We start from the raw sequence: 23,533 nt of genomic DNA, 5'->3' as shown, positions 1-23,533 counted from the left end.
AAATTCATCTTCGCTTCGGCCGCTATTTGACTCATAATGTTGGTACAAAAACTCCCCATGCAGCAGGCTAACCATGGGCCCCTCTTCTTTTGTCGGCAAAAGAAGGGCCTGCTAACCAACGAAAGCAACCAGCCTGATGAACTACTCTTTTCTCCCCGACCTCTCTGCCTTGGCGATCTTAATCGCCATTCTGCTCTTGATGCGCCGTCGGCACCCGCAGGAGCAAGCCGATATCTGGATTGCTGGACTGCTCATTACGCTCGTCGAATCCATGGCGCACATCTTCTATGCGCAAAACGGCCTGCCTGCCACCATCCTGCACATCGTCGTTCTCGACTGCTACCTGCTCGCCGGCATGGTCTTCACCTGGGACTCCCGCAAGCACCCCATCCCTGCCAGGACACGCTTTCTCTATCTCGCCCTCAACGGCCTTCCCCTGCTGGCCATCAATACCACCTATGGCCTGCACATCTTCAAGGGAGTGGCCTACTATCCCTGGGTCGCTCTCGGAATCATCATTGCCATTGCCAGCTCGATCCTTCTTCGCCGCCCGCAGCGCGTCACAATCATCCATCTCGCCGGATGGATCACCATCGGCCTGCTTGCCTACTATGGCCAGTATCGAGATGCCGTCTACTGGTCGCTCGCCGGCGTCTACCTCATCGCCGGACTCAAGTTCCGCCGCCGTCTCCCCGGCCGCAGCACAGGACGCCTCGCTATCCTCACCGGATTCTTCATCTGGGCCATCTGCTTCTTCATCCATCCCTTCATCGTCCCCTATCGCTATGTCGCCGACATCGCATCGCACGTCTGGAACATGCAGAAGTCTCTCATCTCCATCGGCATGATCCTCGTCATGCTCGAAGAGCAGGTCTCGAACAACCGCTGGCTGGCTCTGCACGACGAGCTCACCGGCCTCGCCAACCGCCGCGCCTTCGAGAACCATCTCACCGCCGCTCTCGACCGCTGCCGCCGCGCCGAATCCATCCTTGCCGTCTTCATGTGCGACCTCGACGGCTTCAAGCAGATCAACGACACCTACGGCCACGAGGCAGGCGATCAGCTCCTGCGCCACGTCGCCTCCAATCTGCGCGAACAGCTCCACGGCTTCGACTCTCTCGCACGCCTCGGCGGCGACGAGTTCACTCTCGTCACCTGCAACTCCGGCCACACACACTCGATCGAAGAGCTCAGCGAAACGATCCGCCAGACCATCGAGCTTCCCTTCGTCTTCGACGGCAACATTCTCCAGGTCTCTGCCTCTATCGGCATTGCCCTTTACCCCGAAGACGCAGCCGATCCCACGCGCCTCCTCCGCATCGCCGACCTGCGTATGTACTCGCTCAAACAGAAGCGCACCCCGCTGCGCCACATCCGCCTCGACAGCATCCCCTCCATGACGGCCAGCGGGCGCTTCCGCAGCCGCGCCGCAGGACTCTAGCCCACCTACAATAAACATCTGGTTGCTACAGGTACATTCCCGTTACACTCATCCAGATACTGGATCGCCTTGTAGTTAGGAGAGTCACGCCTTTGTCTCGATTCACCGGTCTTCTTGGACTTGTCGTCCTTCTCGCAATCGCCTGGGCTCTCTCCACCGACCGCCGTTCCATCCGCTGGCGCACCGTCGCCTGGGGACTCGGCCTGCAGATCTTCTTCGCCTTCCTCGTCCTCAAGGTCAGCTACGGTCAACGCATCCTGAAGACCGGCTCAGACGCCGTCACCGCCCTGCTCGGCCATGCCGCCGACGGCTCCGCCATGGTCTTCGGCCCGCTCGGCGATCCCAAAAGCCCACTCGCCGTCTTCGCCTTCGCCGTCCTGCCCACCATCATCTTCGTTTCCGCGCTCTTCGCCATGCTCTATCACCTCGGCATCATGCAGCGTGTCATTCAGATTGTTGCCTGGCTCATGCAGCGCACCATGGGAACCAGCGGCGCCGAATCCACCAACGTCGCCGCGTCCATCTTCATGGGACAGACCGAGGCTCCCCTCACCATCCGCCCCTTCCTCCCCAACGCCACGCAGTCCGAGCTGATGACCATCATGACCTCCGGCATGGCCCACGTCTCCGGAGGCATCATGGCGGCCTACATCCTCTTCGGCATCCGCGCGCAGGACCTCCTCTCCGCCGTCATCATGACCGCCCCCGGCACCATCCTCCTCTCCAAGATGCTTGTGCCCGAAACGGAAACTCCCGCCACGCTCGGTACCGTCCGCATGCCGCCCAGCGAAGAACACGCCAACGAGAACCTCATCGGTTCCATTGCCCGCGGCACCATCGACGGCGGCGCACTCGCCTTCAACGTCGCCATCATGCTCATCAGTTTCCTCGCCATCGTTGGACTCATCAATGCCATCATGCTCGGCATCTCTAACTGGGCCTGGGCGCACGGACACATTCCCTTCCCGCACTCGCTCGGCAACGCGCTCGGCACACTCTGTTCTCCCATCGCCTGGCTCATCGGCATCCCCTGGAAGGACGCTCGCCTCGTCGGCAACCTCATCGGCACACGCGCCGTGCTCAACGAGTTCATTGCCTACAACCAGCTCGGCACGCTCGCGCACGCGGGAGCCATCTCCACCCGTACACTCGCCATCGCGACCTTCGCTCTCTGCGGCTTCGCCAACATCGGCTCTGTCGGCATGCAGATCGGCGGGATCGGGGCTCTCATCCCCAACCGCCGTAACGATCTCGCCCGCCTCGGACTCCGAGCCATGCTCGCCGGAACTATGGCCAACCTCATGAGCGCCAGCATCGTCTCCGTGCTCATCCGCTAAATGACATTCGAGGGGACGTTCAACCTACCGTATTCTCAAGCGTCCCAATTCCCTGAATCGCAATGCGAACCCGGTCCCCCACAGCAAGCGTGAAATCATCCGGCGGCACAATACCCGTGCCCGTCATCAGATACACACCGCAAGGAAATTCCAGCTCGCGAAAGAGATACCCCAGCAGCTCTTCAGCCTCGCGCTTCAGCTCCGCCAGCGTAGTGCGTCCGGCAAATGCGATCTTCCCATCCCGCTGAATCGCCATCTCGACAGACGTCGACCGATCCAGCGGAGCCTCCAGCAACAAGACCGCAGGCCCAAGAGCACAGCTCCCGTTGTAGACCTTAGCCTGCGGCAAATAGAGTGGATTCTCTCCTTCGATATCGCGCGAGCTCATGTCATTGCCGATCGTCACACCCACCAGCTTGCCCGACGCATTCGCCACCAACGTCAGCTCCGGCTCCGGCACCGACCACTTCGCATCACGACGAATGCGAACCTCACCGCCCGGCGCAACCACACGCCATCCAGCCGCCTTGAAGAAAAGCTCCGGACGCTCCGCCATGTACACGCGGTCATAAAAGCTACCGCCGCCAGCGTCTTTACTCTCCTCCATGCGCGCATCGCGGCTGCGATAGTACGTCACGCCAGCAGCCCACACCTCTTGCTTATCGATTGGCGCAAGTACATCTGCCGAATCCAGAACAACAGCCTTCTTCGAAGTGGCCTCGCGCGCAATCTCCAGAAGCGCAGGATGGTTCAGCAATGCATCCCAATCACCTTCAGGAGCTTCAAAATAAGCCCCGTCCCGTTCAATCAAATTACCCTTCAGCGTGCGATACAGCCTCATGTTTGGCTCCAGCCAAACATGATAAGCGAGCGCAGAAGTGCAAGCGTCGTCTTGCTCATCGCCCAAGACGAGAACCGGCTATTTACGCCCCTCTCGCTTCTGAGCAACAACTAATCCTCTCGGCGTTGGAAGAAAGACACAGGACAGCAGTCCCTCCCGTTCCAATGCAAACGCCGCCTCGCGCACAACCTTCAGGTGCGAGCTGGCGTCATGAATCAAAATAATTCCGTTAGGAGAGATCTGGGGCAGGAACCGCCGGATCTCCGAAGCACGTATCGGCGTATCGCTGTCTGAAAAAAACAGGTCAATCGTCCCATCGACCGTCATCTCAAGACTGGATTCATTTCGCAGATCGATCCACTCCCCCAACCCCGAAGCATCGATCTTCTCCTTTGCTTTCGCAAAAACGACAGGATCGAACTCACAGCTGATGACCTTGCCAAAACCGTTGGCTTTAAGTCCCTTCGCAATCCACAGCGTGCTCGCGCCTAAAAACGATCCAGTCTCCACTATCAGATTCGGCTTGATCGTCATCACCAGCGTTTGAATAAACTCCAGGACCTCCGCCTCTGCCGTCATCGAGTCGTACATATGCCAGCGCTCCGGGTGCGGGCACTCTTCTGTAGGACGATGGTATTCGGGCAGCAGGGCCCCTGAAGCGCGCTCCGCCTGCAGCATAATCTTGTGTTCTTGCTTGAGTTTTTTCCTGAACAGTCGCATCAATGCCCTTTTTGCGTATTCCAAGGGGGGGTTGGTGGCCCGGGCAGGAGTCCAACCTGCGACCTTCGCGTTAGGAGTGCGCTGCTCTATGCAACTGAGCTACCGGGCCTTACCTCCCCAAGTGTATCGCGAAGCCCAACACCCGCCGAATGGTAAACTTAAGGGTGGAGAGTTTATGCCTGAGATACAGCGTCGTCATGCAGTAACGGTCAACATCGGTGGAGTTCGCGTCGGTTCCAGTGCACCTGTGGTCGTGCAGTCCATGACCAACACCGACACCGCCGACGTCGAAAGCACCGTCCAGCAGATCGCCGCCCTCGCGCGCGCCGGTTCCGAGATGGTCCGCATCACCGTCAACAACGACGATGCCGCCAAGGCCGTTCCCTACATCGTCGAAGGCATCCAGAAGAAGGGCTGGAACACGCCCATCATTGGCGACTTCCACTACAACGGCCACCTCCTTCTCTCCAAATACCCCGATACCGCGCAGGCACTCTCCAAGTACCGCATCAATCCCGGCAACGTCTCCATCGGCCGTAAAGATGACGACAACTTCCGCACCATGGTCGAGGTCGCCGTCAAGCACCAGAAGCCCGTCCGCATCGGCGTCAACTGGGGCTCGCTCGATCAGGCGCTCCTCACCAAGATGATGGACGAGAACTCGAAGTCATCCAATCCCCAGCCCGCGCGCGATGTCATGATGGAAGCGATGGTCGTCTCCGCACTCGACAACGCCGCCGCCGCCGAGCGCTACGGCCTCCGCCGCGACCAGATCGTCCTCTCCGCCAAAGTCTCCGGCGTCCGCGATCTCATCGACGTTTACACCGAGCTCGCCAGCCGCTGCGACTACGCTCTCCACCTCGGACTCACCGAAGCGGGCATGGGCATGAAAGGTATCGTCGCCTCCGCTGCTGGCCTCGCTCCTCTGCTCCTCGGCGGCATCGGCGATACCATCCGCGTCTCGCTCACGCCCACGCCCGGTGGCGACCGCTCCGAAGAAGTCCGCTGCGGCCAGCAGATCCTGCAGTCGCTCGGCATCCGCAGCTTCATGCCGCAGGTCACCTCCTGCCCCGGCTGCGGACGCACCACCTCCACCTACTTCCAGGAGCTCGCCGAGCGCATCCAGGGCTACCTCGTCGAACAGATGCCCGAGTGGAAGAAGCAATACGCTGGCGTCGAAGAGCTCAAGCTCGCCGTCATGGGCTGCATCGTCAACGGCCCCGGCGAATCCAAGCACGCCAACATCGGCATCTCGCTCCCCGGCACCTTCGAGGAACCCAAAGCTCCCGTCTACGTCGACGGCAAGCTCTACACCACGCTCAAAGGCGACCGCATCGTCGAGGAGTTCCAGGATATCCTCAACGAATACGTCGAAAAGCGCTATGGCAAGGTGCTCGTCGAAGCATAAAGCACCCGCCCATACCCTCCACTTCCGTTACCTCATCGCATTCGAAAGACTGCGCACGTTGATGCACGTCCCGCAGTACGAATCATGATTGCGCACCTCCGTCGTCATCTTCTCCGCCCACTCCGCGTCTCCTGGATTGTGTACCTGTTTCAGATAATCGCGATACTCCGCAAGCGCTAACAGCTGCGCTCGTTCCGACCCCGGATGCGCCCGCATCATCTCAATCGCCGTCCGCATCGTTCGATCCGCCTCTTCTATCTGGCCCGTCTTCCATCGCGCAAACCCAACCGCCAGCAATGCATGTGCAGCAGGCATCGAATCGGCCCCAAAATGACGACGCGCCAGATCCAAAGACCGCACAGCATCCTGCATCCCCTGTCCGCAGTTCTTCTGCATGCAACGCGCATACGCCAAAGCATTCAGTGCCGAGGTCACGTCCAGTAGCTCAGCATCATGCTCTGCCTCAAATACCTGAAGCGCATGATTCGCCTCCGCCTCCGTCTCCTTGAACTTGTGCTTTGCCAGATCGATCTCCGCCCGATGCCCTTCCGATCGCGCCGCATCCAGCGGAAATCCAAGCCCGCTCCGTATCTTTGCTGCCTGACTGTTGTAGCTCTCTGCCTCCTCCAGCCGCCCATATGTCAGGTACAGCATCGCGAAATTATCCAGCGCCACCGCATAGTTGCGAGCCGAGGAAGCATTGCGCTTCAGCAGATCAAGCGCTCGGATGTACGCGTCTTCCGCCGCATTGAAGTCCCCCGCCTTGCGATAATCCACCGCCAGCGTCGCCCACAGATAACCCATCCGCTCTTCAGAGAAGTGCTGCCGCTCTCCCGCTTCAATCATCCCGCGTTCGCTCGCAATCCTCGCCTGTAGCGCCGCTGTCGCATACGCCTGTGCTTCCGGCACACTTACTCGCGCAGCACCTTCACGCTGCGCATACATACCTGAAGTCCACAAAAGCATCGCCGCCGTAACAAGCCCCAGCAGCAAGCCAGACATCCTCTTTATGACCGAACTCCATCCGAATCCACGCAAATGCATAGCTCACCTCGTTCCTCGGGTTAATTACGAATCAATTCGTATTAAGCGAACGAGCTTCTCTGTCGATCGACGTATTGCGATCTCACAGCTTCCAGCGAAGCCCCTCCCGCATCGGTTATGCCGGATAGACTCAACTCAAATTAATTAGTTACACATTGTAGTAGTAAAAATTTACAGCTTGCTGTTTCCTGCTTTTGCGTCTTTTTTTGAAATGAAACCGACCGGCCTATCCCATTTCTACGGTCAGCGGATTAGACCAGCAGAACTCTTCTCGGTTAGGAAATTTCTGATTCTTGCATCGCAGCCTAAAGTCTTCCAGGATTCACTTGTGCATAGATACGGCGCCGTTCAATGCCCGTTCTCTCTTTGTGACGAACAGCACAAAGCCCGCATCTCGCCCTTCGTTACGCCACGATGAAGCATCGATCGGAATAAAGACTTTTGCAATGACACTTTATTGATTAGGAGTCGGTGCCCTACCTGGCTTTTGCGGCATCTGCAAAGAAATGCTGTTATATAGGGCGATTGCAGGGGAAGCAGCCAGGAATCTGCGGCAAAATCGCAATCCGAAAAAACCGAATGCGCAACGTGAGACATTCCCTCTAATCAATTGAAAATAATTGATTTTCTATTCCGGGCAAATCTTGAATTTCCACAGAATTTCTTGACACACCCAATATCATTAACTTAATGAAGTAAGGAAGAAACGCCCGGTCTCTGACCGGGCGTTTTCTTTTAAGTCCGGCCTCCGTAGGTCATCACGGTAACCGTTCCAATAAGGCCCTTCCTTCGAATACTTTGCGCGAATTCATACGGAGTCCCCCATGCATCTCGAACCCCGCCACCCCGAAGACGACAACAAGTTCAACCGCATCCGCTGCCGCCACACCAAACCAGATGGAGCACGCTGCGGCTCCCCCGCCCTCCGCGGCAGCAACCTCTGCCACTACCACAGCGAGGTCCGCGGCACTCCCGAACAGATCCGCCAGCGCAAGGCCCGCCACCACTCCTTCGCTCTCCCCTCACCCCGCAGCCGCGCCGGGCTTCAGGACGCTCTCGGCACCATCATGCACGCCATCGCCGGCAACGAGATCGATCTTCGCCGCGCCGGCCTGCTTCTCTACGCCCTCCAGATCGCTAATTCCAACCTCAACGAGCACCAGCGCACCCTCCCGCGCAACGCCCCAAACACCGCGCTCCTCGAAAACGGCCTCACTGCCGACCCGCCGTCATCCCCCGATAACGAACCCGCCCAACCCCACTACGGCTCCGGCCCGCGTCCTCAGTACACATCCAATGGTGAGCCGTTCTCCACCACACAAAACCATTCCACCCAGCCCACCTCACTCGACTTCACGCCTCCACCCGCACTCTGGCGCCGCTGCTCACCCGCAACCGGCAGGATGCTGCTCGAAACACTAGGCCGCCACCACGGTACCGAGCCACTTCCAGGCTCCCCCCAAGACCGCTTCGAAGACCGCTCCCAAGATCGCTCCGATAGCCACCTCCAAGACGCACAAACCGAGATCATCCCCTCTCTCGAAGCCGCATCTCTCGCTCCTGCCAGGTGCCATTCCGAACGAAAGCCGAGGGTTGCAGTCGAGAAACGGGGTCCCCGGCGAGCTTGCTCGTTGAGACAGGAAGAACACCCGTATCTTCGCAGGATCTCTGCAAAGCCACCGCACACTCGCTCCAAAAGTGCCCTTCTGCGCGAAGCGGTGCAGCCGTGCAGCCGATAGCCCCGCATTTTTCGCAGCATGCAGCAGCAAGCAACGACACTCTCCCCTGCTATCCTCCCTCTAATGGCCACCACGATCAAAAAAACCGCCTCTGTCGCCGGAGCCACCACCGCGCTCGTCCTTCTCACCGCACTCAATTTCGTCAACTACATCGACCGCTACATCCTCCCCGGTGTTCAGGAGCAGATCAAAGGCGAGTTCCATCTCACCGACGAGCACATCGGCACACTCACCTTCTGGTTCATGATCGCCTACATGCTCACCTCGCCCATCACCGGCTGGCTGGGCGATCGCTTCCCGCGCAAGCCCATGATCGTCATCGCTGCGCTCTTCTGGTCAGGCATCAACTTCTTCACCGCGTCGGTCAACTCTTACGGCTCGCTCAATCTTCGCCACGCAGCCCTCGGCATCGGCGAAGCCAGCTTCGGCATCTTCGCCCCGGCCCTGCTCTCTGACTTCTATCCGCCAGAACAGCGTAACCGCGTCCTCACCATCTTCAACATCGCCATCCCCGTCGGCGCTGCACTCGGCTACCTCGTCGGCGGCATCGTCGGCGAGCACTATGGCTGGCGCCACGCCTTCATCGTCTCCGCCATCCCCGGAGTCATCATCGCTCTCCTCATCCTCTTCTTCATGAAGGAACCAGCACGCGGAGCCAGTCAGCATGAGAAAGCAAAATTGGAGAAAGGCACCATCCTCACGCTTGTAAAAAACAAAGCATACTTGGCGTCGATCCTCGGTTACGCCGCCGTCACCTTCTCCCTCGGCGGCATCTCTTGGTGGATGCCCTCCTTCCTCCAGCGCGTCGGCGGATTCGCGCAATCGAAGGCAGCCTTCCTGATGGGCGCCATCACAGTCGTCACCGGCCTCCTTGGAACCATCACCGGCGGCATCATCGCCCAGCGCTGGTCGAAGAAAACTCCAAAGGCGCTCTACCTCGTGCCCGCCATCAGCGCCGCACTCGCCGTGCCGCCCGCGCTCGTCTGCTTCTTCGGCCCACACAACCTGACGATTCCGGCGCTGGCCGTGGCCATCTTCCTCATCTTCCTCGGAACCGGCCCCGTCAACGCCGCGACAATGAACGCCGTAAGACCCGAAGTTCGCGCCACCGCGATGGCTGGACAGCTCCTCGTCATTCACGCGCTCGGCGACGCGATCTCGCCCCGCATCATTGGAGCTGTCAGCGACCGCAGCACACTCAACCTCGGCCTCGGTTCAACGCTCATTACCCTGCTGCTCGCCGCCGTGATCTTCTTCCTTGGCTCGCGCTACGCACCGCCGCTCACCGACGATGAAGCCGCAGCCACAACATAAGGCAGTTCAACCGTGTCATTCCAGACGAGGTACAGTCGAGCAACTCGCGTTCCAGCGCGGCCACGAATGAACAGGAAGCAGACAACCGTTGATCCCTGCACTCAAAACAATCATCGAAATCCTCGCATGGATCACAGCCCTCGGCTGGCTCTGGAAAGCGATCACTGCCTGGCGAGGCCTTCCAACCATCCCCAATTTGCTCGAATCGAAGTTCAATCGCGGCCCACGCGATAATCCGTCGATCGTCGTTATCGTCCCCGCGCGCAACGAGGCCGAAGCCCTTCCAGCCTGCCTCGAATCGCTCCTCGCGCAGGACTACAACAACCTGCAGATCATCGCCGTCGACGACCGCTCCACCGACGCAACCGGTAATATCATCGACACTCTCGCCGCAAAGAATCCTGAAAAGCTCCGCGCCATTCACATCACCGACCTTCCCTCAGGCTGGCTCGGTAAAACGCACGCGATGGCGCTCGCAGCCCGCCACGCGCTCTCCGTCCATCGTCCCGATTACCTGCTCTTCACCGACGCCGACATCCTCTTCGCGCCTGACGCCATTCGCCGCTCTCTCGCCCAGGCCGTCGCCACCAACGCCGACCACTTCGTCACCTTCCCAACACCCATCATCAAAACCCGGGGAGAAGGTATGCTCCTCGGCTATCTCGGTGTGATGGGACTTTGGGCAACGCGCCCCTGGAAAGCCTCTGACCCTAAAGCCGTCCGCGACTCCATCGGCATCGGCGCCTTCAACCTTCTCAAAACCAGCGCCTACCAAAAACTCGGCGGCTTCGACGCTCTCCGCATGGAGATCCTTGAAGATCTCACTCTCGCCCGCAAAGTCAAACTGGCCCAACTCCGCCAACGCGTCGCCTCCGCCCCCGGAATGGTCAGTGTTCACTGGGCTGCGGGCATAACAGGGGTAATGAACGTCATGACGAAAAATCTCTTCTCCATCTTTCGTTTCCGTCTCTCGCTTGTCGTGCTCGCCTGCATCTGGATTATCGTGTTCTGTCTCGGACCTATATGCTTCCTCTTTCTGCCAGAGACCCGAACTGCAGCCTCATTGAGCCTGATCGCCATCGCAGTACTTTACGCTCTCTCTCGCCGCTACAGCTTGATTGCAACTTCTTACTGCATTCTGTTCCCGATTGCAGCCATCCTGTTCGTCTATTCCATCCTTCGCTCCACCATTACAACACTGAAAATGGACGGCGTTACGTGGCGAGGGACGTTCTATCCGCTCGCAGAGCTTAGAAAACATCTGACCGTACTTCGCTAGAGCTCATGACCCCAGCGCAGCAGACCATTGGAAGCAGAGATTGATACGTAGAGCTGGCAACAAAGCATAATTGCGAATAATCTCGGAACAATCATTTGTGGGCAGATACGGTTGGAACAGGAGCATTCATGAAGACAGTGCGACGATACCTGTCGAGTATTGCTGTAGTGCTATGCCTGACGATAACAGGCTGCACTGTAACTGTTGAGAAGGTGCCAGCATCTGCAGCGGGAGGACAAGCTCAACCTGCGCAGCAGAGTCAACCGGTACAGCCAGCAACGCAAACGCTGGATGAAGAGCAGCAGATCGGCCAGGAGGTCTTCGACCAACTGAAGGCCAAGGGCGAGATTATCGAATCGTCTCCTTTGTATGACCAGCTGCGACCGATCTCAGATGCGATTACGCAAGCCGCCCAACCGCAATATAACCACCCATTCAAGTTCTACCTGGTACATGAGGAGCAGCCGAATGCATTTGCAACTCCTGGAGGGAATGTCTATGTGGTGGATTCTCTTCTCTACTTTGTGAAAAACAAGGAACAGCTTGCGGGGACGCTCTGTCACGAGGTATCGCACACGATCCATCGCGATACGGTGACACTGATGGAGAAGCAAAAGAAGCTTGAGAGGCGTGAGGTTGGCGCCGCTCTATTGTTGGGCCCGACACGCGCACACCTACTGGCAATTGCGTTGCTGGGCAAGCTCAATTCGCTGGGATACTCGCGCGAGGTGGAGAAGCAGGCAGATCTGACGGGATCGGATATCTGCGCGCAGACGCCATACAATCCGTGGGGCCTCGTATGGCTGTTGCAGGATTTTAAGAGCGCTGGCGTCGGCCAGATTCCTCAACTGCTTTCAGACCACCCGAACGACCAGAATCGCATCACGGCGCTGAAACGTCACTTCCGGCAGAACCGTGCGGTGTTTGATCGATTCGATCCTGATCCGAAGTCGGCGACGCCCCTTTCGATTACAAAGGGCGCGCCGGAGGCGTTTCTGCATTAGGGAGCATGCAGCCATTATCTCCGGTGATCGGTGAGACGGAATGGAGCGCCCTGGTGCCGTTTCACAATGAGAGCATGGACAACGAACCATACCACAAGCGTGATCGTCGGGATGGCAAAGAGACATACGTTAAGAGAATTGAACACAGCTCACCTCCAAAGAAGTTAACTAGCTTGCCGGACGAGAGTCGGGCCGCCCACATCTGTATGAGGCAACGGAGACGGAGCAGGATCGACGGTAATCAAATTGACGACGGCTTTGACGCCTTTGGTGGAAAGAGCTGTACGTTCGGCACAGAGCCTCTGGAAGTCCCAGCGACAACTGCCATGAAAGATGGCAATGCCATCCCGCACGGTGACTTGAGGCATCCTGTCTAAAATACTTGTGGTGTTATGAAGAGCGGCAATGATGTCGTTAACGATCTCGCTGTCGGTTGGCACATGCGACGGGCTGACTTCGAGATGATTGATGATAGCGGTGGCACCATAGACAGCTTTGACAGCGTTTTCGGCCTCGATTTTTTCCACGCAGGTCTCAACTGCGCCCCGTAACGTGATCACTCCTTTGCGAACTTCAACACGAATATTGCTCGCATCGATATCAGACTGCCAATTCATCTGACGCATGATGTCGCACAGAATCCGTTCATCCGATTTTTTGGCGAATTCGAGAAGAGTAGGTGTCATAATCGCTCTCCCTTTACCTAGAGATTAGGGAGAGCAGCCATGACTGTCTGTGACCCCGGTCACGTTCAACCGAAGAAATCAGCCGCGAGGGCCTTTTGAACCCTTCGGACGTGGGTAGAAGGCTTCAACGATGGTGGAGATGCCGCCGCGCGGGCGGAAATCGCCGACTACAAGTGCCCACTGGGGATCGGTCGCTTTGACGACGTCATCGAGAACCTGGTTGACGATGTTCTCCTGAAAGATACCCAAGTTGCGGTAGGTGAAGAGATACTCCTTGAGGCTCTTCAACTCCATGCAGCGCTTGTGGGGCATATAACGGATGGTGAGGCGGCCGAAGTCAGGCAGTCCGGTCTTGGGGCAGACAGAGGTGAACTCGGGATCGTCGATGAGGATCTCGTAGGCCGGGAACTGGTTTGGCCAGGTTTCGATCTCTGGAAACTTTGTATCGAGACCGGCAGCGGCGTGGTCGTCGGTATAGCCGGTAGTGCGCTTGGGGGCTTTGTCCTTCTTGGGCATATTTCTATTTTACCTGCCTGAACAGCGGAGTTTGGCCATCACGGCGTTTGTCTGACGCACTGCACGTTTCCCAAGAACAAGATAGACATGATATCTTGCGGCATCCGTTAGAACTCCCCTCGGCCCTGTTGTGCGGCATTTACGAACGAACTGCATTCAGGAGAATCTATGGCAACAAATGCTGTATTTGCATCTACTTCGAGAAGAATTACCTACAGACCAGTCAATCGCACACTAGAACATGCCTTCTTCACGGGCATGGCGGTTTTGATGTGCGCATGCGTTTACATTGGATTTTCTCCAACCTATTTTCAGGCGGGGATCATTCACGCCCCGCTTCCCACTCCCATTCTTCATATTCACGGAGCGTTGTTCACGTTGTGGATGCTGCTATTCACCGTGCAAGCCGTGCTGGTGGCAGCGCATCGTGTGAAGCTGCACCGGACGCTGGGCACGGTAGCGTTCTGTCTTCCGCCGATCATGATCGTACTGGGAGTAATCGCTGCGGTGAATGCGCTGCATCGTGGCGTACAGATTGGTCCATTAGACCCGTCGACATCGTTTGCCATTCCCACGATTGGCATTCTCGGTTTTATTGTGGTGATCTACGCGTCGTGGAAGACGAGAAGGCAGCCCGATGTGCACAAGCGGCTGATCCTGCTGGCAACGATGGGGCTGGTGGAAGCCGCGTTCGGAAGGTTTCCATGGGCCAGGATGGGCCTTCCGCCTGCCGCTGGAGCACTGACGGGGTTAGGCATCCTGATACTGCTGTTGATTATGTATGACCTTGTTTCATTACACCGCATTCACCGGTCCACGATGTGGGCAGCACCGTTCACCTTTGCGGTAAATGCGCTGGCGGTTCCTATCGGCATGACGGCAGCCTGGCACAACTTGGCTGCCGCTATGAACCGACTGGTGAGCTAAAACTAATCTCTACGTCCCAGGGTTGGACGGTCGTCAGTGCTCGATGGCGCATTGGGATTGTTGGGGTCGTTGTTGCCTCCGCCAACGCGTCGCAGAGTGGGCTTGCCGTCCTTGCCCTTGTCGTTGAGCTTGCGCTTATTTTCGATGCGAGCGAGACGCGCTTTGACGTCATCGAACTCGGAGGTAGAGACGATATAGTCTGGCCGCGCCGGAAGAATGGTAGCGATCTCTTCCTCAGAATGGGCGATGCGGTCGGGTGTCTGCGGATGGTCGGAGAAGACCTTGGAGAGCGTCCCGGGCTTGTGCTTCTCGAGAGCATCGATCTTTTCGAAGAACTGAATGAAGGCCTGCGGATCGTACCCTGCCTTGTACATGTACTGGACGCCGAGCCAGTCGGCCTGGGCTTCGTCGACACGGGAGAATTTGAGGAAGGTAATGGGGATGGCGAGCTGCGCAGCCTCGTAGATGCCATAGCCGGTCCATGTTCCCTGCGTAAAGATGATGAGCGGGATCGAGCCGATCTGCGCATAGTTCATCTTGGTCATCTGGCGAGCGGCATGGTGTGCGCAGACGTGGGCAGTCTCGTGGGCCATAACACCGGCAAGCTCAGCTTCTTCGTCCGCTGCGAGGATAAGACCGGAGTTAACGTAGAAGAAGCCTCCAGGCAGAGCCATGGCATTGATCTCGTCCGAGTCAATGATCTTGATAGTGAAGGGTACCTTGCAGTCGGAGTTCTTGACGATGTTCTGTCCAACGCGATTTACGTACTCGACGACGACCGGGTCGGTGACCATATGAGCGGACTTCTCGATCTCCATGGCGTACATCTTGCCGTTGCGGATCTCCCAGTCGGTGGAGTACCAATTGCCCAGGCCGCGGCCGCCGATATTGCGGGTGCCTACGGCGTCGACATCGTCCTCGCTTCCCTTCTTAATATGCGGATCAAGAGCCTCGCCGGGAGATGGAAGGGAGTCGGCCTTCTTACTCGTGGTGTCTTTAGCGTTCTTAGAATCTTTGGAAGTGTCGGCAGTGCTGTCGGGCTTCGCGGACTTGTCGTCCGTCGCCTGTGGTGCGGAAGAGTCTGTCGTAGTGGGTGGCGGAGTGGACTGAGGCGTGGTCTGTGCGTAGGAGACGAAGGAGATGGTGAGCAGGGCGGCCAGACCGAGTTGCATTGTGCGGCGCATAGGGAGTCTCCTGAAAGTTAAGCCCCAGATCGCAGGAAGGCGAGAAGAGGCCCATACTGTTAGACGTAGTATGCGCTTCAAAAGTCGTGGTGGACAAGGCAAACGCTTTGCCCTGAGCTATCTGAACTTACCAGGAAGAGTAGGAAGTACCGTCGGCAGCGGCCCCAGCAGCGCCAGAATGGACGTCCGTGATGCCGGATTCAGTCTGATCAAGAGTTTGCAGGGTGTCGTCCTGAGCGGGAATCCAGGTGTCGGAGCGGTGGGTGAAGGGATCGACCGGCATGGTTTTGATGTAGCCCGACTGCACAAGGTCGTCGAGGGACTGCGGCGCTTTTTGCTTGTCGACAGTGTAGGAATCGATAGCGGCACGGAGGACGCGAAGGTCTTCTTTGAGCACGGCCTCGCGGGCGTGGCGGACGCTCTGCACATACATGGGCACGGCGATAGCGGCGAGCAGGCCGATGATGACCATAACGATCATCAGCTCAATGAGGGTGAAGCCTCGTTCGGCGAGGAGTTTCGCTCGGGTTGAAGAGAGTTTCACCATGAGGAATATTTTGTACCGTCGAGAGCCGTGCCGATGCTCTTGGAGTGGACGTCGAAAACGTTCTGGCCGCCGAAGGAGTCGGAGTCGGGGTCGTCCTGATTGGAGCGCAGACCCCACTCGTTGTTTCCAGTCATGGGATCGACAGGAATCTTGCGGAGGAAGCGAACTTTCTTGCCCTGGACATCCACACCGTCGACAAGCGTCTGGAGATCCGGGGGATAGCCCATGGAGTCGGCTTTGATCTGAAATGCCCCTTTGTCAGCCGCGTCTTTGTAGCGGTCGATGGCGGCGCGCATCTCCCAGAGGTCACGGCGCAACTCGCGCTCCTTTTCGCGGCGTACCTGAAAGCGCGCGATGGGAACGGCTGCGGTGGCAAGCAGGGAGAGGATGGCCACGACAATAATGAGCTCGACGAGCGTCAGTCCGGCTTCGGGGCTAAAGCGAATCGAATCCGAATTGTGCTGCACGATCACTTGACATGCACCGTTGCCTGAGAGCCTACGGCGGGCAGGCTGGTCTGCGAGCTGTTGCGCGCGCCGACCTTGACGAGGGCCAGGTTGGAGTCTCCTGCGGAGACCGCCTTGAAGGTCAGGGTGGCGATGCTTCCCTGACCGTTGACTCCAGGAACGTTGGGCGGCCGCGAGGTGGAGATGGTAACCAGACCGTTGCCCTCGTCACGATGAACGATAGAGACTGCCTGTCCATCGCGTGAGAGCAAGTCGCCCGCGTCAACGTTTACCAGCTGAAGGACGGCAGGGTTGAACTGGACCTGCAGCGGCACGGCATAAAGATCGCGCGCGTTAGCGGCATTGACGGAAACCTGGAAGGTACTTCCAACAGCCTGGTTGCCAGCCGGAGGTGCTACGGAGAGGCTGACGGGCGGACCGGTTGGTGCGGCTTGTTGCTGCGATACCGGATTGGCTGCTGGATTGGTTCCTGGAGCGGGCGGCGTTAGCGGAGCAGCCTGCTGCTTCATCTCAAGAGCAGCTGCGTTGGCAGCATTGGCTGCTGATGTGGGCTGCGTCGTAGTGGAACGCGCGCCAGCCGGTCTGACAGGGATATTGAGATCGCCAAGGGTGGGATCCTGACGAAGCTCGAAGGACTGGCCGGTACCGGTATCAATAGCGCGGGTGTTCATGCGCGTAAGGACGGATTCGCGGACGATGTGCGGGATGAGGAGAAAGATAATCTCGTTCTCCTGCACGTCTTTGTTATTGGTAGCGAAGAAATACTTGAAGAGAGGAAGCTCGCTGAGGCCCGGCGTTCCAGCGGTACTGCGTGTATCCGACTTGGTAACAAGGCCAGCCAGGATACTGGGCTCACCCTCCTTAAGCTGAATCACCTGCTCGACGGTGTTCTGACCGATGATGGGCTGGGTTACGCCGGAGATTGTAACGGAGCCCTGCTGCGAAGAAACCGTCAGCTTGGCTTTGAGGGTTACCTGGCGGTCATAGTGAACAGTGGGCGTAATGTCGATCTCGACGCCGACGTCCAGATAGGTGAACTGCGTTTGCACACCAATACTGGCAACACCAGTGGAGACGCCGGCATTATAGGAGCCGGTGGCGATGGGGATCTTCTGAGCGATCTTGAGGTCGGCACGCTGGCCATCGCTAGCGCGTACTCGCGGATTCTGCAGGATGCGTGTGTCGGAGGAAGAGAGCAGCGCGGTAAGCGTTCCTGCGGGAATAGTCACACCAAAATTAGTGGCGTTGATATTAGCCAGCGAGTTCAACGTGAAATTGGATGGTGTGGTGGTCGAGCTAGAAGAACTGGAACTTGAAGAGCTGGTGGAACTTGGCGATGCCTGCGGGGTAATGGTAATGGACTGCGGGAGGGTGAGCCCGAGATTGCGCGTCTTGTCACGATTGACTTGAAGAATGGCCACATCGATAACGACTTCGGGACGGGCACGGTCGATATCACCCATGAGCTTCTGCGCAAGAAGAAGCTGGTCGGGCGTGGCGCGCACGACGATTGCATTTTGCGACTGAACCAGGGTGATTTTGGTGCTGGGGTCCATCAGGTTGCGCAACGCGGTAAGAACCTCGTTGGCATCGGCCTGCTGTGAGGCGTTGGTGAGATAGAAGGTCTGGACGGCCATCTCGTCGAGGTCGCGGCGCTTGGTCTGATTGTTCTGCGCAACAAAGATCGTGTTAGAGGTTACGGGCTTGTAGAAAGTGCCGGCCTCAACCCCCACGATACGCAGAGCATCGGCGAGCGAGACGTTATTGAGGTCAACCGGGATACGCTTCGAGGTGTAATCGGGGTCGAAGATGACATTGAGACCAGCCATCTTGCCGATGGCCTGATAAATGTTCTTCACATCCTCAACCATATGAAGTGTAAGCGGATCGTTTGATACGGGCTTGAGCTCAATAGGGCCAGCGAGCGTAGCGTAATCTCGGGAGCCTGCATCAACACCTGGAGACGACAATGTACTGGCAGCGGAAGCAGGCGTGGGGGGAGCGGCAAGCTCCTTCTGAACCTGCTCTAGCTCCTGGGCAGCAGCCTGATTACCGCCATCGATCTGGAGTGCGCGAGTAAACTCGGCGAGTGCTCCATTGAGGTCGCCGTTCTGGCGCAGGACGCGGCCACGATCAACGTGCGAGACAGCGGCCTGGAAACGCATGCGCTCAAACTGAGCTTTGTAGCGCAGCTCTTTGGGCTTCTTCTCCGTAGCGTGTTTGTAGTCCTCGTAGGCGGTATCCCAGTCCTGGCGAGCTTCGGCTTCAATGCCTCGCTTGCTCCACTTCGCTGCGGACTGGGCGTGCGCAGCCGGAGAGCTGCCGGAGACGAGAAGGATAAGCACGATAACTGAAAGCGCCTCGACGGCGAGGAGGGAGAGCTTCGAGAGGACTGTCTTGTTGCCGCGACCCATTCTGTGTCTGTCTGCTTCCTTTAAATAGCCTTGAAGAGTGAGCCGTGAGCCAGAGAATACGCCTGAGCCGCGGGCGAGGCGAGTTCCTGGAAAGGCGTCGCCTGCCAGGCTGTCGCGCTCGGGTGAGTATAGCATTCTGGGCTTGAAGTTCCTTTGATTGAGCAGTGAAAGCCTTGAGTCCTTCCCTGAGGCTTAGACGAAAGCCAGTCCGTGGGGTGAGTAACCCGATGGTGGGATGAGCGATAGGGATTCTGAAGACGGCGGGAGTAAATCACAGGTCCTTCGGCTTCGCCCAGGCTGGAAGTGTGGTGGCGCGGGCCGTCACCTGTTAAAGTAGAAGATTCATGCCTCGTTCACTCTCCAACCCGACAACCGCTTATCAGCCTAAGTCTACGGCAGCCAAGCCCAAGGACCGCGACCCGGTAGCTTCGGGGGAAAGAGATGCCTCGGTGAACCGGGCTGCCAGCCATAACTACTTTCTAACGGACCGGTTTGAAGCCGGCGTAGCCCTGCGTGGAACGGAGGTCAAGTCGATCCGCGAGGGGAATGCCAACCTGAAGGACTCCTACGGCCTGCTGAAGGATGGAGAGTGTTTTTTGCTGAATGCGCATATCGGGCCGTTCTCGCATGGCAACACGATGAACCATGATTCGCTGCGCACGCGGAAGCTGCTGTTGCATAAACGGGAGATCAGCAAGCTGGAAGGGCTGACGAAGCAGAAGGGCTACACACTGATTCCGACGCGGCTGTACTTCCGCCATGGACGCGTCAAGTGTGAGTTGGCACTGGCTAAAGGTAAGCAGGACTGGGACAAGCGCGAGACAGAGAAGAAGCGCGAGGCAGACCGCGAAGCTCGAGCGGCTATGGCCAGGGGACAGCGGCGATAGTCCAGGCTGAATCCGGTATGATGCAAAAAGATGCAGCTCCCTCTTCCTTCAGGGTGGGGATGACAGGTTGTGTCACAAGCATTTAAAAAATCTGTGAATGATTGATAATGCTTCAGTTGTAGGGTTCCGCACGGGCAACTCGCGCTAGGATAAGACCATGGAGACGAAGCTTATTTTTCAGGATCCGGCGGGCCTGGCTACGCCGATGCTTGCAGTGTTTGCGGTGGATGTCGCTACGGGGAAGGACGCCGATCCGCTGGTAGCGCTGCTGACAACCTCGGATGCAGTGAGTAATGCTGCGGCTCCGTCCTTAGCTTCAGGCGAGTTTAAAGCAACGCTCGGAGAACAGCTCTTATTGCATTCGCCGGGTGGCCTGAAGGCCGAGCGGCTCGTTGTGGTGGGATTGGGCAAGGCCAAAACGCTCTCGGTGGACGAGGTGCGAAAGGGTGCAGGGACAGCTGTCCGGTCGGCTAAGCCGCGCGGGATACGCGAGATGGCGATTGCGCTTCCTGAGGACTACGCTCTGGACGACGAGCACCTGGAGACGCTTCCTGGCCGGATGTTGAGCCGTTCTATTGTCGAGGGCGCTCTGGTGGGCGAACTGGACTGGGATACATACCGGAGCGACAGGAAAGACCGCTCGGTGCACGAGCTGACAGTAGTGGCCAGAGAAGTTGAAGAAACAACAAAGAAGGAGATCCAGACTGGCTTTGAGGAAGGCCGGGTTATCGCTTCGGCGCAGAATTTTGCCCGTGCGTTGGTGAATGAGCCGAGCAATGTGCTGACTCCAACGGAGCTGGGCAAGCGCGCAGAAACAATGTGCGACGAGGTGGGCCTGAAGTGCGAGGTCTACTCGACGGAGAAGCTTCTGGAGCTTGGGATGGGTGCATTCCATGCAGTAGCGAAGGGATCATATGAGCCACCGGCCCTGATCGTCATGACATATGAGCCGAAGCCGGAGAAAGGCAAGATACTGCCGAAGGATACTCCGGTGATTGGACTGGTAGGCAAAGGCATTACGTTCGACACAGGTGGCATCTCAATCAAGCCGGCCGACGGCATGGAAAAGATGAAGTACGACATGGCCGGAGCAGCAGCCATGATCGGCGCGATGCGAGCGATTGCGCAGCTGAAGCCAGCGGTCAAGGTAATTGGCATTGTCTGTTCGGCAGAGAACATGCCGAGCGGACGGGCCTATAAGCCGGGCGATGTACTGAAGGCGATGTCAGGCAAAACGATTGAGGTGCTGAACACGGATGCCGAGGGGCGACTGGTGCTGGCCGATGGGCTGCACTATGCGAAAACGCTGGGCTGCACCCATCTGATCGATGCAGCGACACTGACGGGCGCGTGCGTCGTGGCTCTTGGAATGATCAATGCGGGGCTGTTTGCAAACGACGAAAGCGTGTTTGAGAAGTTCCTCGCCGCAATGAACGTATCGGGAGAGAAGTTTTGGCGGCTTCCCTGCACCGACGATTACAAGGACACGATCAAGAGCCAGATTGCGGACATTATGAACACGGGAGGATCGCGTTGGGGTGGTGCGATCTCAGCCGCGATGTTCTTACGGGAGTTCGCGGGCGACACGCCGTGGGTGCATCTGGATATCGCGGGTTGCGCGTGGAACGAAGAGCTGAAGCCGTGGCTGGCAAAGGGCCCAAGCGGGATTGCTGTGCGTTCGATTGTGGAGTGGGTGCGAACGTATTCGGCTTAAGCCAGTTCAAGCAAAAAGAAGAGCGTCCCGTTGGACGCCCTTTCATTTTTGGGAAAAACTACATACGCTCCGGGGCTTCGATGCCGAGGTAGCCGAGGGCGCGAGTCATCTCTCTTTGAGCAACAGCGGCGGTCGCGAGGTAGAGGCTTTTCTTCGTCGCGTCTTCCTCGTTGATGATGTGATGACGGTGATAGAAGTTATTGAACTGTTGCGCGAGCTGGAAAGCGTACTTGGCGAGGTAGGCCGGCTCGGAGGTGGCGATAGCCTGCTCTATGAGCGTGGTGAGGCGTGAGGTGAGCAGCCAGGTCTCCCAGAGCGTCGTTCCCTCCTCGGAGTTGAGGATGGGGGCAATATCAAGATGGGCGAGCGATGTAAGCGCAGCCTCGGCAGTGGTACCTACCTTGCGGAAGATATTAGCCGCCCGCACGATAGCGTACTGCACGTAGGGACCGGTCTCGCCTTCAAAGCTGAGCGCATCCTTGAAGTCGAAGGCAATAACCGTGTTGCGCGTGTAGCGCAGCATGAAATAGCGGAGGGCCCCGACTGCGATCTGCGAGGCAATCTTTGCGCGCTCGGCTTCGGGGATGTCAGCATGGCGGGCATCGACTTCGGTACGCGCGGCTGCGGTGAGTCGATCAATGAGATCGTCAGCCTTGACGCCAAAGCCCTTACGACCGGAGACCTCGATGTAGGCACGCTTCTGGTCTTCTTCGCTGATGGGGTAGCCGAGATCCATGGCGCAGCGCGGCGTGAGCGCGACCATCTCATAGCTGAAGTGTGTGTAATGATCGGCGGCTTCGGTAAAGCCCATGCCGCGGAGGGCAGCAATAACGTTGTTCTGCGGATCGTTCTGGCGCGAGTCGATGACGTTATAGATGGCGTCGGCATGGCCAAAGCTGGGCGCGCCTTCGTCGCTGGGACCATCGGTAGAGATCCAGCACATGTGCGTGGGGTACTGGTGAAATTTCTGGTAACCGAAATCCTTACCGGGAAGCAACCCAAACTTCCAGAGGTGGTAGGCGATATCTTTGCCGACATAGGTAACAGTACCGTTGGAGCGGACAATGACCTTGGCATCCTCGTCCGGGCCATCCGTTTCCTGCTCGGCTTCATTCCCGGCGCGGCGCATCACCCAACAACCTTTATTCTTGCCTTCCGTCTCGAGGTAGAGGACACCTTTGTCGATCATGAGCTGACGGGCGGCGTCCCAGAAATGGAGGTGAAGGATTTCACTCTCGCGAGGAAGGAAGTCGTACTCGATGGAGAGACGCTCCATGGTTTCGAGGTGGCGACGGAGGACGGCAGTAGCAATAAGATCCGCGATTGTAGCAGTGTCGTTGCCTCCCTCTTCGAGGGCGTGAAGGGTCCGAAGGCGAATCTGCTTGCGCGCTTCAACTTGGGCAGGATCAGCTGTATACCACTGCGAGACGCGGGCGTAGAGATCCCAACAATAAAAGTCGATGCGCTCGCCTTTGACTGCAAGGTCAGCGAGGAGTTGCTTTGTTGCAGCAAGATCCTTGCCTTCCAGATGGACGAGACCGACGACAACGTCGGCCACCTGGACGCCGGTGTTGTCGATGTAGTTCTGAACGCCGACCTGATAGCCGGACTTGTAGGTGTCAGAACGGAGAAGTCGCTGAAAGCTGTCCCCGAGAATAGCGTTGCGCAGATGGCCAATATGAGCGGCCTTATTGGGGTTGATGCTGGTATGTTCGACCAGACGGAACCCCGGACCGCCAATATCAGCGTGCTTGTCCTGAGCGATGTGGCGGGCAACGAAGGCACGGTCGAGGCGAATGTTGAGGTAGCCGGCACCGGCGACCTCGACAGAGGTGATGCCCTCGGGGAGCTGCACGGAAAGCTCGGCTGCGAGTTCCGCAGCAATAGCGCGGGGGGCTTTGCGCAGGCGTTTAGCAAGCTCGAACGCTACAGGCAAAGCGAGTTCCCCCAGAGCGATGGATGGAGGTTGCTCGACGGCTAGGCTCGAGAGGGTGACGTCGTATTTCGAGGCGAGAATGGCCTGAATGCGGGCAGTGAGCGACTGCTGAATTGTGCGATACATGC

General features: G+C 58.0%; 20 protein-coding genes and 1 tRNA gene. 10 read left to right on the top strand and 11 right to left on the bottom strand.

The features are described from left to right. The first annotated feature begins 136 nt into the window (after window positions 1-136). Both KFE13_RS17960 and KFE13_RS17955 read left to right on the top strand, forming a co-directional pair. Window positions 137-1,441, top strand: a complete 1,305-nt coding sequence (locus KFE13_RS17960) for a GGDEF domain-containing protein (RefSeq protein WP_260704966.1) — start codon at window positions 137-139, stop codon at window positions 1,439-1,441. Between the two features lie 92 nt (window positions 1,442-1,533). Next, the gene (locus tag KFE13_RS17955) at window positions 1,534-2,778 is read left to right on the top strand and encodes a NupC/NupG family nucleoside CNT transporter (RefSeq protein ID WP_260704965.1); all 1,245 of its coding nucleotides are present in this window, start codon (window positions 1,534-1,536) and stop codon (window positions 2,776-2,778) included. A gap of 19 nt (window positions 2,779-2,797) precedes the next feature. Here the strand turns inward: KFE13_RS17955 and KFE13_RS17950 are convergent, their stop codons facing one another. The 3 genes from KFE13_RS17950 to KFE13_RS17940 all read right to left on the bottom strand — a co-directional run bounded on the left by KFE13_RS17950 (window position 2,798) and on the right by KFE13_RS17940 (window position 4,448). Then, a complete protein-coding gene (locus KFE13_RS17950) occupies window positions 2,798-3,619 on the bottom strand; it encodes a fumarylacetoacetate hydrolase family protein (RefSeq protein WP_260704964.1) in 822 nt (273 codons plus the stop codon). Between the two features lie 78 nt (window positions 3,620-3,697). After that, a complete protein-coding gene (locus KFE13_RS17945; protein WP_260704963.1) occupies window positions 3,698-4,339 on the bottom strand; it encodes an O-methyltransferase in 642 nt (213 codons plus the stop codon). Window positions 4,340-4,371: 32 nt separating this feature from the next. After that, window positions 4,372-4,448, bottom strand: a tRNA-Arg gene (locus KFE13_RS17940). Between the two features lie 66 nt (window positions 4,449-4,514). On the opposite strand from KFE13_RS17940, the gene ispG reads away from it, so the two are divergent. Then, on the top strand, window positions 4,515-5,747 hold the full coding sequence (ispG, locus tag KFE13_RS17935) for a flavodoxin-dependent (E)-4-hydroxy-3-methylbut-2-enyl-diphosphate synthase (RefSeq protein ID WP_260704962.1): 1,233 nt from the start codon (window positions 4,515-4,517) through the stop codon (window positions 5,745-5,747). A gap of 27 nt (window positions 5,748-5,774) precedes the next feature. Here ispG and KFE13_RS17930 read toward each other — a convergent pair whose 3' ends face one another. Then, on the bottom strand, window positions 5,775-6,740 hold the full coding sequence (locus KFE13_RS17930; RefSeq protein WP_260704961.1) for a tetratricopeptide repeat protein: 966 nt from the start codon (window positions 6,738-6,740) through the stop codon (window positions 5,775-5,777). Between the two features lie 875 nt (window positions 6,741-7,615). Here KFE13_RS17930 and KFE13_RS17925 point away from each other — a divergent pair. The 4 genes from KFE13_RS17925 to KFE13_RS17910 all read left to right on the top strand — a co-directional run bounded on the left by KFE13_RS17925 (window position 7,616) and on the right by KFE13_RS17910 (window position 12,127). Beyond that, window positions 7,616-8,530, top strand: a complete 915-nt coding sequence (locus KFE13_RS17925; protein ID WP_260704960.1) for a hypothetical protein — start codon at window positions 7,616-7,618, stop codon at window positions 8,528-8,530. Window positions 8,531-8,548: 18 nt separating this feature from the next. Next, window positions 8,549-9,844 carry a spinster family MFS transporter gene (locus KFE13_RS17920; protein ID WP_313900665.1) on the top strand — a complete coding sequence of 432 codons (1,296 nt, stop codon included), beginning with the start codon at window positions 8,549-8,551 and terminating at the stop codon, window positions 9,842-9,844. Between the two features lie 88 nt (window positions 9,845-9,932). Beyond that, window positions 9,933-11,123: a glycosyltransferase gene (locus KFE13_RS17915; protein WP_260704959.1), complete on the top strand. Its 1,191-nt coding sequence runs from the start codon at window positions 9,933-9,935 to the stop codon at window positions 11,121-11,123. A 128-nt stretch (window positions 11,124-11,251) separates the two neighbouring features. Continuing rightward, complete coding sequence (locus KFE13_RS17910) at window positions 11,252-12,127, top strand: M48 family metalloprotease (RefSeq protein ID WP_260704958.1); 876 nt, start codon at window positions 11,252-11,254, stop codon at window positions 12,125-12,127. 164 nt (window positions 12,128-12,291) lie between these two features. Here KFE13_RS17910 and KFE13_RS17905 read toward each other — a convergent pair whose 3' ends face one another. Together KFE13_RS17905 and queF are read right to left on the bottom strand one after the other, a co-directional pair. Then, window positions 12,292-12,813 (bottom strand): BON domain-containing protein, encoded by a 522-nt coding sequence (locus KFE13_RS17905; protein WP_260704957.1) that lies wholly within the window; start codon window positions 12,811-12,813, stop codon window positions 12,292-12,294. A 78-nt stretch (window positions 12,814-12,891) separates the two neighbouring features. After that, window positions 12,892-13,329: a preQ(1) synthase gene (queF, locus tag KFE13_RS17900; protein WP_260704956.1), complete on the bottom strand. Its 438-nt coding sequence runs from the start codon at window positions 13,327-13,329 to the stop codon at window positions 12,892-12,894. 168 nt (window positions 13,330-13,497) lie between these two features. On the opposite strand from queF, the gene KFE13_RS17895 reads away from it, so the two are divergent. After that, window positions 13,498-14,256, top strand: coding sequence for a hypothetical protein (locus KFE13_RS17895; protein ID WP_260704955.1), 759 nt, complete (start codon window positions 13,498-13,500; stop codon window positions 14,254-14,256). 2 nt (window positions 14,257-14,258) lie between these two features. On the opposite strand, the gene KFE13_RS17890 is transcribed toward KFE13_RS17895, so the two are convergent. The 4 genes from KFE13_RS17890 to KFE13_RS17875 all read right to left on the bottom strand — a co-directional run bounded on the left by KFE13_RS17890 (window position 14,259) and on the right by KFE13_RS17875 (window position 19,003). After that, on the bottom strand, window positions 14,259-15,440 hold the full coding sequence (locus tag KFE13_RS17890) for a M48 family metallopeptidase (RefSeq protein ID WP_260704954.1): 1,182 nt from the start codon (window positions 15,438-15,440) through the stop codon (window positions 14,259-14,261). 127 nt (window positions 15,441-15,567) lie between these two features. Beyond that, entirely contained in the window at window positions 15,568-15,987 is a 420-nt protein-coding gene (locus KFE13_RS17885) for a type II secretion system protein (RefSeq protein WP_260704953.1), read from the bottom strand. Continuing rightward, window positions 15,981-16,454, bottom strand: a complete 474-nt coding sequence (locus KFE13_RS17880) for a type II secretion system protein (RefSeq protein ID WP_260704952.1) — start codon at window positions 16,452-16,454, stop codon at window positions 15,981-15,983. The genes KFE13_RS17885 and KFE13_RS17880 overlap by 7 nt, the downstream gene beginning before the upstream one ends. A 2-nt stretch (window positions 16,455-16,456) precedes the next feature. Next, window positions 16,457-19,003, bottom strand: coding sequence for a cohesin domain-containing protein (locus KFE13_RS17875; protein ID WP_260704951.1), 2,547 nt, complete (start codon window positions 19,001-19,003; stop codon window positions 16,457-16,459). A 209-nt stretch (window positions 19,004-19,212) separates the two neighbouring features. Between KFE13_RS17875 and smpB the strand changes: the two genes are divergently transcribed. Continuing rightward, window positions 19,213-19,755 (top strand): SsrA-binding protein SmpB, encoded by a 543-nt coding sequence (gene smpB / locus KFE13_RS17870; protein ID WP_260704950.1) that lies wholly within the window; start codon window positions 19,213-19,215, stop codon window positions 19,753-19,755. Between the two features lie 157 nt (window positions 19,756-19,912). After that, entirely contained in the window at window positions 19,913-21,469 is a 1,557-nt protein-coding gene (locus KFE13_RS17865) for a leucyl aminopeptidase (protein ID WP_260704949.1), read from the top strand. 58 nt (window positions 21,470-21,527) lie between these two features. Here KFE13_RS17865 and KFE13_RS17860 read toward each other — a convergent pair whose 3' ends face one another. Then, window positions 21,528-23,531, bottom strand: coding sequence for an arginine--tRNA ligase (locus KFE13_RS17860; RefSeq protein WP_260704948.1), 2,004 nt, complete (start codon window positions 23,529-23,531; stop codon window positions 21,528-21,530). Between the last annotated feature and the right edge of the window lie 2 nt (window positions 23,532-23,533).

The organism is Edaphobacter flagellatus (assembly GCF_025264665.1).
GTDB classification, from domain to species: domain Bacteria; phylum Acidobacteriota; class Terriglobia; order Terriglobales; family Acidobacteriaceae; genus Edaphobacter; species Edaphobacter flagellatus.
Note: the sequence above shows the minus strand (reverse complement) of the source record. Positions and strands in the feature narration are given on the sequence as shown.

Bases quoted from the DNA above. Each gene is read 5' to 3' on its own strand.
- KFE13_RS17865 (WP_260704949.1), top strand. From the start codon at position 19,913: ATGGAGACGAAGCTTATTTTTCAGGATCCGGCGGGCCTGGCTACGCCG.
- KFE13_RS17925 (WP_260704960.1), top strand. From the start codon at position 7,616: ATGCATCTCGAACCCCGCCACCCCGAAGACGACAACAAGTTCAACCGC.
- ispG (WP_260704962.1), top strand. From the start codon at position 4,515: ATGCCTGAGATACAGCGTCGTCATGCAGTAACGGTCAACATCGGTGGA.
- smpB (WP_260704950.1), top strand. From the start codon at position 19,213: ATGCCTCGTTCACTCTCCAACCCGACAACCGCTTATCAGCCTAAGTCT.
- KFE13_RS17875 (WP_260704951.1), bottom strand. From the start codon at position 19,003: ATGCTATACTCACCCGAGCGCGACAGCCTGGCAGGCGACGCCTTTCCA.
- KFE13_RS17910 (WP_260704958.1), top strand. From the start codon at position 11,252: ATGAAGACAGTGCGACGATACCTGTCGAGTATTGCTGTAGTGCTATGC.
- KFE13_RS17905 (WP_260704957.1), bottom strand. From the start codon at position 12,813: ATGACACCTACTCTTCTCGAATTCGCCAAAAAATCGGATGAACGGATT.
- KFE13_RS17945 (WP_260704963.1), bottom strand. From the start codon at position 4,339: ATGCGACTGTTCAGGAAAAAACTCAAGCAAGAACACAAGATTATGCTG.
- KFE13_RS17860 (WP_260704948.1), bottom strand. From the start codon at position 23,531: ATGTATCGCACAATTCAGCAGTCGCTCACTGCCCGCATTCAGGCCATT.
- queF (WP_260704956.1), bottom strand. From the start codon at position 13,329: ATGCCCAAGAAGGACAAAGCCCCCAAGCGCACTACCGGCTATACCGAC.
- KFE13_RS17885 (WP_260704953.1), bottom strand. From the start codon at position 15,987: ATGGTGAAACTCTCTTCAACCCGAGCGAAACTCCTCGCCGAACGAGGC.
- KFE13_RS17960 (WP_260704966.1), top strand. From the start codon at position 137: ATGAACTACTCTTTTCTCCCCGACCTCTCTGCCTTGGCGATCTTAATC.
- KFE13_RS17895 (WP_260704955.1), top strand. From the start codon at position 13,498: ATGGCAACAAATGCTGTATTTGCATCTACTTCGAGAAGAATTACCTAC.
- KFE13_RS17950 (WP_260704964.1), bottom strand. From the start codon at position 3,619: ATGAGGCTGTATCGCACGCTGAAGGGTAATTTGATTGAACGGGACGGG.
- KFE13_RS17890 (WP_260704954.1), bottom strand. From the start codon at position 15,440: ATGCGCCGCACAATGCAACTCGGTCTGGCCGCCCTGCTCACCATCTCC.
- KFE13_RS17920 (WP_313900665.1), top strand. From the start codon at position 8,549: ATGCAGCAGCAAGCAACGACACTCTCCCCTGCTATCCTCCCTCTAATG.